At 43.0% G+C, this 8330-nt stretch carries 6 protein-coding genes, 1 rRNA gene and 1 CRISPR repeat array; of the genes, 4 read left to right on the top strand and 3 right to left on the bottom strand.

All coding sequences use genetic code 11. From position 1 onward, the window contains the following. A 16S ribosomal RNA gene (locus tag DL897_RS13770) occupies positions 1 to 232 on the top strand; the annotation flags it as partial. Between the two features lie 115 nt (positions 233 to 347). On the opposite strand, the gene cmr1 is transcribed toward DL897_RS13770, so the two are convergent. Both cmr1 and DL897_RS13760 read right to left on the bottom strand, forming a co-directional pair. Beyond that, positions 348 to 1274, bottom strand: a complete 927-nt coding sequence (cmr1, locus tag DL897_RS13765; RefSeq protein ID WP_113659728.1) for a type III-B CRISPR module RAMP protein Cmr1 — start codon at positions 1272 to 1274, stop codon at positions 348 to 350. Between the two features lie 86 nt (positions 1275 to 1360). Next, positions 1361 to 2455 (bottom strand): hypothetical protein, encoded by a 1095-nt coding sequence (locus DL897_RS13760; RefSeq protein WP_113659727.1) that lies wholly within the window; start codon positions 2453 to 2455, stop codon positions 1361 to 1363. Positions 2456 to 2649: 194 nt separating this feature from the next. On the opposite strand from DL897_RS13760, the gene DL897_RS13755 reads away from it, so the two are divergent. Further along, on the top strand, positions 2650 to 3459 hold the full coding sequence (locus DL897_RS13755; RefSeq protein ID WP_113659726.1) for a putative CRISPR-associated protein: 810 nt from the start codon (positions 2650 to 2652) through the stop codon (positions 3457 to 3459). A gap of 19 nt (positions 3460 to 3478) precedes the next feature. Continuing rightward, positions 3479 to 4225 (top strand): CRISPR-associated endoribonuclease Cas6, encoded by a 747-nt coding sequence (gene cas6 / locus DL897_RS13750; RefSeq protein WP_113659725.1) that lies wholly within the window; start codon positions 3479 to 3481, stop codon positions 4223 to 4225. 384 nt (positions 4226 to 4609) lie between these two features. Here cas6 and DL897_RS13745 read toward each other — a convergent pair whose 3' ends face one another. After that, entirely contained in the window at positions 4610 to 5374 is a 765-nt protein-coding gene (locus tag DL897_RS13745) for a Fic family protein (protein ID WP_113659724.1), read from the bottom strand. 290 nt (positions 5375 to 5664) lie between these two features. Then, positions 5665 to 5961: a CRISPR direct-repeat array (repeat unit 29 nt; unit sequence GTATTGGATCTACTATAGAATGAAAACAT). Between the two features lie 348 nt (positions 5962 to 6309). Here DL897_RS13745 and DL897_RS13740 point away from each other — a divergent pair. Continuing rightward, the gene (locus tag DL897_RS13740) at positions 6310 to 7803 is read left to right on the top strand and encodes a helix-turn-helix domain-containing protein (protein ID WP_113659723.1); all 1494 of its coding nucleotides are present in this window, start codon (positions 6310 to 6312) and stop codon (positions 7801 to 7803) included. Positions 7804 to 8330 lie beyond the last annotated feature (527 nt).

Below are 8330 nucleotides of genomic sequence, written 5' to 3'. Positions count from 1 at the left end.
AATCGCGGATCAGCATGCCGCGGTGAATACGTTCCCGGGCCTTGTACACACCGCCCGTCACACCACGAGAGTTTGCAACACCCGAAGTCGGTGAGGGAACCTACCCACCCCACAAAGTACTACTTTGCGGGGAACCCCGGGAAGGACCCAGCCGCCGAAGGTGGGGCAGATGATTGGGGTGAAGTCGTAACAAGGTATCCCTACCGGAAGGTGGGGATGGATCACCTCCTTTCTACGGAGTATCTTTATGGATACAAATTTTTGAATCGAAACCTCTCGGGTCATGTCTCACCTTTAGTTTTCAAGGAATACATTGTTCGTTTAAAAAACCTCTTTGAATCCTACTTCTAGGCTTCAAAGAGGTTTTTTGCATGTGCTGACTTAAAATCTTTGGGTGCCGTGGCGTTAACCTGTCTCCCGCGAAAATACATCAATAGCCCCAATACAAAACGATGGGATTGGTCGTCTGATCGACTGTTGGCAAAAGCATGGAGAACCCTCTCCCCTGCTTTTCGGGCTGCTTCTTCTGAATCAAACAGGTTAGCTTGAAAGTAAAGCCGGGCTTCTTGATCAAGCCGGGTGTTCGGAAAATCTTTCACATGCGGAACTGCCTGCTTAGGTGGTGGAAACCAAGAACGAATCGTTTTAATGCCGTTGTGAAATTGGGTTTTCCACTCCTCTAAAGTAGAAACAGAGTGGAGCATGGGAAGGGAAGAGGTCCATTTTGAAATGGAATGATCATCTGATTGCCATTCTTCCAGAAGCAAAGAGCCATAACTTCTCCGTGTGTGACTACCGAGCCCACCGATATTCCCCAACAACCAAGTACTCGCGATGACCGCCTGATATACTTGTTTCATCCGTAATTGATTTTCTTCAGGACGAAAAGCAAAGGAAAGCGAAAAGGATTGACCCGGTAGAAAGTAATGCTTGGATACACCTTTGACCACAAAAAAAGAACAAGTGCCTCTTCTGGGCTCAAAATAAGGGACATGGCGAAGGGAGTGCTTCGGTAGATGCATAAGAAAACGGGATTGACCATGCTGTGCACTACCGAAAATCATCTCTTCCAAAGTAGGAGCTTTTCGGCGCTGATCCGTCTGGACAAAATACCCGGGATGAATCGCACGAAACCAGAAACGCAAACAACCTTTCACTGATGGGAGACGGAGTTCCGCTTTTTGAGGATAGATACCATGGATAAACATGGGCGTAATGATCCGAAAGCGGGTATGTAAGATCGGGACTTCTTCAGGAAGGGATGGATAAGTCATCGCTGCGCTCCTTTATCGTTTAATGACCATTTTTTTGAACAGTTAGCCTGATGAAATCAGGAGTGTCGAATAATCAACACCACCTTTTATGAAATCGATTGTTCCATAGCTCGTATTTTCTGCAGATAGGTATGACGCTGATCCAACTTAGGGGGGAATTGCTCAGACTCCCTTAACCTGTACCGAATATCGGCGAGCCTATGCTCCAAATCGGTCAGGCTTTCTCTCGTAAAATAGTGTTGATGTTGCTGGCGAGAGCGAAAAATCTGATATTCCGCTGAAAATAGGAGACCATTTCGCTCTTGATAGCGATCTGCTGAAGCTTGGTACCACTCTTTTTGCTGTAGTAGTGTCCGGTCGTAGCAATAAGTTGGTTGAATCTGTAGAAGTTTTTTTAAGCAATGAATCGCTTCGGTATAATGACTAATATCATGGCGAATCAGTTGTAGATTCCAAATAATTAAGAAGAGATAGGCGCGGTCATGCTCTGGATTTTGCTTGAGATGTTCATGCATGAGTTGAATCGATTCCATGCTTTTTTGATATTGTCTTTCTAGCCAATCCGCTTCATCGATACCGATTGTCTTGGATGAGTCATACCACAGAAAAACGGCCTTAAAAAAAGAAAGTCCCCACAGCTCAGGATATATATGTTCCACCTTCTTAATCAATTCAAACTCATGAGATGAAGGAATATGATTTCCATGTTGGTGGAGGATAAATCGTTCGGACAAGATCGCAAACGCTTTTAAACGCTGCTCAATCGCCTGATCTAACTCACTTAGTTCTGACTTTAATTGCTCTTGCATTTTTTCTGTTTTATCTGTGACTTGCTTGGTAATCAGCTCAGGAATCTTCTTCTCCTGCCGATAGGTGAAGTAAGCTAAACCCAGTCCACCAATGGTACAAATGACAGCCAGCAGATTTAATAAATAACTCATATAGGCGTACTGGTTCGCAAGGACATCAGCCTCTTGCCAAGTTTTTTCGACCCGCTCCGGGATCAAAGATTCCTTCTGCTGATCGGTAGAAACCACCACTGTCGTATTAAACAGTTTATTGATGATGGGGGAGACAAAAGCACCAGTGACAAAGAGAAAAAGCCCTAAACTAATTAGTCCAATCCATCTCCAACCGCGAGATTTTGATTTCTGTTGTTCCTGTTGTGATGAGTCATTCATCGTTTCACCTCCTTGGCTAAATAGTTCATATGCTACTCTCAAACATCATCAGTTACGTGACGAAAGTATGCCTTCAATAAAACCCATTTTTAAGTAAATAAACACCCCTGCTGATTTATTGATTATTTCCCGTTTTACAAAAATATTATATAATTTTTTTATATGGATTGATAGAACTTTGAAGGGAGTCTTATATGGTTATCATTTCAACAGTTGGAATTTCGATGCAGCGAAATCTCGGTAAAGATACACCAGAAAACCAAGCGTTTCAAGCCTTTGCGAATGTATCTGTCGATGATACACTTGAAGATACATCCTATCAACATCTCTTTCAGTTTCTACTACAAAAAGCTGATCATCATTCATTTGACCCTACTAGCTTTAGTGCAGAGACCAACAGTCTGAACCGAATGGGTGTAACAAAAGGAGATCATTTGTACTTCTTAGTGACTGATAGCATGGCTGGCAAGCTGTGTGGCGAAGTGCTCAGTCAGATTGGTCAGCGGAGATGGGGAGCTAAAACATATGTTCAAGTCCTCAAAGGCCTACAGGTGAAAAATGCCAAAAAATTTCAAGAAGAAGGCATTCGCTCTTTGGTCTTGGCGGTTCGCCGTATCTGTGACTCGTATCGAAAGTCCAAACATCCCATCGTGTTAAATATGACCGGAGGCTATAAAGCCGTCGTTCCTTATCTAACCTTGCTCGGACTCATCGAAGGAATCCCGGTAAAGTATGTATATGAAGAACATGGGCATGATTTGATTGAACTTCCATCCCTACCACTCGACTTTGACTATGCGGTTTTGGATCAATTGCGAATGGACTTTCCGCCGAATACCATCTTCCGTTTAGCGAGAGAAGGAGTCTTGGAGGATGACTTGTTTTCCTTTTCCAACTTAACCTATAACCAACTAGCCGAACGCTATCGCAAAATTTTCGTCTGGGAGGGCAAGCAAGTCAAGCTATCCTCCTTAGCCAGACTCATCTTAGAAAGAGAGAGTTAGCCAGAAAGGAAAAGATCAAATGCGGATTCAAATGACCTTTATGGTTCCAAAACCAACCCCTTTACCCTATAGTCTCAATTACTATCTCACCAGCTACTTTTATCGCGCGATTCGAGAAGTGAATCCACAGTTAGGGGGGTGGCTCCATGAAGAGGGGATCGCTTTTCGTGGTAAAGCATATAAACCATTCCTCTTTTCACGCCCTTGGTTTGACTCACGTACCCATTTAGCAAAGCAAATGGAAGTCCAAGGAAAATGCCGGATTCAGGTCGATTCAATCCAAACCGAAGTTGTGCGATCCATCTATGAAGGTGTTGAGAAGCTCGGCTGTCTCCATCTCTTAGGGGAGCAGTTCCCCCTCGTCGATCTACGGGTGAAAGAAGCAGTTTCCTTTACACCACAGATGACCTATGAAACGATCAGTCCGATCACCGTTCCCGTTCGGATCCATGATGAGCTGCATTTCTGCCATCCACTGGAAAGCCGCTTCTACGATAACCTGCGCTACTCATTACATAATTGGTATGAGATGAAATGGAAAGAGCCCTTTCCAGATAATGAAGAAATCCATATCCAACTGGTAGACCCCGCTTCCTTCCGCCTCGAGCGAGCTGCTGCTTTGGTACAATATCATGGCAAAAACATCAAAGCCTATCAACTCAAGCTAGCCATCGAAGCCCCCGTCCCCATGCAACAAGTCATCTATGAAGCTGGACTTGGCAGCTATGGAAGCCAAGGATTTGGCATGATGGATGTGAGAAGGTAGAAAAGAAGAAACTAGATCGATTTGCCGCAAACCTCTTTTGGAGTGGATGTGCTTTGAAACGAGAAATATCAAGGGGTTTGCTCCTGTTTTGGAGGAATAGTGAAAACACGACTGGAGGCTTACGGCAAAAAAGGGGTGTTGCAGGAGATGGAGGAGTGGGTGTATACTAGGAATAGCAAGGGATTTAGTGTGTAGGAAATTTGGGGTATTGGATCTACATTAGAATTGAAACTTTGAGTGTTTAAAAGTAGACACTAAACATTTCCCTTATTGTATTGGATCTACATTAGAATCAAACAAAATAACCCCCATCACCTCTCTGGAAATAAAAAAGATGATGGGGGTCTTGTTGTATATGGAGATAAAGGCTGTCTCCACCTGCTTCTAACGTTCTCCATCTATATCCTCCACAGACAGCATGCACGCCTTTCCTGCTTCAATATATCGCTCTAACATTTCTTCTTCCAAAGCTTCGATGATCTGAAGAAAGGGTTCGATGTCCTTCTGATCGTCGTAGTGTTGGAGCGATGAGAAGTATGCTACCCGTTGTTCCTTACGAAGAATAAGGGGTACCAGTCCACTTTTCATTAGTTCCAGATTCATAATGAGACGAGCTGTACGCCCATTGCCATCGATAAATGGATGGATACGAACAAACTCACAATGCAAAAAGGCAGCCCGTTCAATCGGATGATGGTTTTGCCATGTTGAGTTATAGTCTGTGATCATCTGTTCCATCTCGGTGGGAACTTGCCATGGCTGTGGGGGGACATGTTGCTGTCCACGGATATAGACAGGAACATGCCTATACACACCAGCACTTTTGGTATCGATGCCACGAAGGATGATAGAGTGGATTTCTTTGATGATTTGTTCCGTTAAGAGTGTGTTATCTTTGACAAGCTCTTCGAGATATAAAATTGCTTCTTTATGATTAATCGCTTCTAGGTGCTCCCGCACGCTTTTCCCACCAACAGTAATCCCATCTGCGATAATAATCGCTGTTTCTGCTAGAGTAAGAGTGCTTCCTTCAATGCTATTAGAATGATAAGTCCACTCAATATCCAATGTTTCTTTGAAGCTCTGCATGGTAATCGGATGGATCGGATATTGTTTGCGGAGCTCGTTTAAATGATCGATTTTTCGCATACCTATTTTCTCCTTGGTATGAATGGATTAGATCCTTATCATCATATCATGGTTTATCAAGTGTTCAAAGAAGTGGATTATGATTTAAGGAAAAGGTTGGATCGATTTGCCGCAAACCTCTTTTAGAGTGGATGTGCCTTGAAGCGAGAAATATCAAGGGATTTGCTCCTGTTTTGACGGAATAGTGAAAACACGACCAGAGGTTTACGGCAAAAAAGGGGTGTTGCAGGAGATGGAGGAACGGGTGTATACTAGGAATAACAAGGAATTTGGTGTGTAGTGAATTTGGGGTATTGGATCTACTATAGAATGAAAACATATTTCTTGAAGACGAACGAATATATCTATTTTTCCAAGTATTGGATCTACTATAGAATGAAAACATTCATCACATCATTCAACAACATACAACCCAAAACAAAAGTATTGGATCTACTATAGAATGAAAACATTCCGTTTTTCTTCCGCTTTTCTAGCCCTTTTGATGAGACGTATTGGATCTACTATAGAATGAAAACATTCAAGATTTTTTAGTTTTTGTTCCAGACTTGCCATAACGTATTGGATCTACTATAGAATGAAAACATTCGTGTCGGTCGGTCGCAGCTAGATTTTTGCACATGTGTATTGGGTCTACATTAGAATTGAAACGTAACATAGTAGACTTTCCCTGACCCGTTTCACCGATAAGGTACTGAATCTACGATAGAATTGAAACACTCCTCCGAGATCCTTTATCAGAAAAGGGTATATCTACATCAAACTAAAAAATCACCCAAAAAGCCCATCACCTTCGCTCTTTCCGACAGGTGATGGGTTTTTTTGTCGTTCAGAATATCCCAGCTCCAAACCAACTCTATTCAAAAAACATCCATGGTAAACTATATCTAGAACCTTTTCCATCCTAAAAACACTTAAATACAGGAGATAAAGCTATGGTCAAGTTACTGATTGCCGATCGAGATAGCAAGGAAAGAGAAGGAATCAAATGGTTGGTTCAGGCGTATCCGATCCCTTTTGATCAGGTGGAGCTGGCAGGGGATGTGGAAGAGTTAATTCGTATCATGGAGCAGGAGACACCTGATGTCTTATGCATCGAGCTAGATATGGTTCCACGTGACCAGTGGGAAGAGGTTAAGAAACGCATCCATTTTTATGTGCGCCGAGTGATTGGGTTGACAGCCGAGGCGACGTTTGAGCGGGCAACGCAGGCGATTGAACTCCATGCGGTTGACTTATGGGTAAAGCCGATTTCACCGGATCGGATTAAACGGATGCTTAATCAAACAGTGAAGCAAATCGCTGAGGAACATTCCCGACCGATGTTTGCGATGCCGGCGACTTATACACCGATCTCCTATCAAACGCTCTTTTTGGACTATCAATCGCTCGGAGAAAATCGTAGTCTCATCCTCGTCCAACCTGAACATACTGAGCGTATCCCATTGTTATATCAGTTTTTGCAAGAATATCCTTTTCATAAACAACCCGAGCTATTTCCGCTAAGTGATGCGGTAGTCTGTATTTTTCCTCGTGTCCAGCCTGATGAACGGAAATATTTTCAACAAGAGGGGCATCGCCTTTTAAACGAGTGGGCACAGCGGTATGATGATGCGTTGACATTGGTGATCCATCTGGCGTTGGATGGGAGTATTTCCCTTCATCACAAGTATGTGGCTGCGAAACAAGCACTCGAAACGCGTTTTTTCATTGGCCATCAACAAGTGATTTTTGTTGATGAGTATCAAGAGTGGAGACGGATCGATCCTTTTCTGACTCCTGAGGAACAGCGAGAATGGATTCAGATGCTTTCGGATTTTAGTAAAGAACGAATCCAAAGCTGGATGCATCAGCAGTTTTCTTACCGGGAGCCCCCATTTCCTGAACCGGGACTATTACGGATTCGGCTGACCAGTATTTTGGCACAGTTGCGTCGTTTTATGCAATCACACCGGTTACATGAAGAGGCGATGTATGAAACGCATTATCATCGGGTGTTTGCTTCTGTTTTGTATAGCCCGGTGTTGTTCCGGATTGTGCAGGATATTTTGCTGTTTATCTTTGATCTGCTAGAAGGGGCACAAGAGCGGAGTTTACAGGGAAGTTCGGATGTATTGGAACAGGCGGTGCAGTATATTGAACAACATTTTGCCAGATCTGATCTATCTCTGGCGCAAGTTGCTGAATTTGTTGGGCGAAATCCCACTTATCTAAGCCATCTGCTCAGTCAGAAAAAAGGGACTTCCTTCCGGGAGTTGGTGGCACAAATTCGGATCGGACAAGCATGTCGTTATCTGAAGGAGACCACTTGGACGATTCAGGAAATTGCGGATCGGATTGGTATTCGCAATCCAAACTATTTTAGTCGTCTCTTTAAGGAAAAGATGGGGTGTACACCTCGTGTGTTCCGTGATCAAAAGAATGGATAGAAATCAAAAATAAGTTGCAAAATCTGTTGAAAGCGATTGCTTTCTTCTTTTTTTATCGAAAAAAAATGATATTTTTCGAATCTTGATATTCTATTTTTAAACAATATGTTTCGTTATATTTGAATTAAACAGTATATCTATTATTCAATAATGATCGAGAGTCATTCAGGAGTGTTGATTAACCAAAATTAGGTAAGAAAAGGAGGCATTTTTCGACTAAGTCGACCTCATGCCTCGCTCTACGGGATAAGAAGTTCTAAGAGGCAAAGCCCATAAGAACTTCTATCATGTCTTACCTAGCGGAAGGGAATGGAATCAGATGGGCTTTTAGCGCAAGATGTTTCTGTGTGTTGCTTCCATACGTCTCCCAGTGTTCCATCTGATGGAATGAGCTGAAGCGGACTCGGATTCATCCTTGCCAGACATCATCAGTCACGTGGCGAAAACATGCCCTTGCTATCATCCATTTTTGTGCAAATCGACACTACTGAGAGTCATTTATCCTCCCTAAATGAGAGAAAGTAAAT

Origin of the sequence: Thermoflavimicrobium daqui (genome assembly GCF_003313465.1) — a bacterium.
Taxonomy (GTDB): Bacteria; Bacillota; Bacilli; order Thermoactinomycetales; family Thermoactinomycetaceae; genus Thermoflavimicrobium; species Thermoflavimicrobium daqui.
This window is presented reverse-complemented; position numbering and strand designations above follow the sequence as displayed.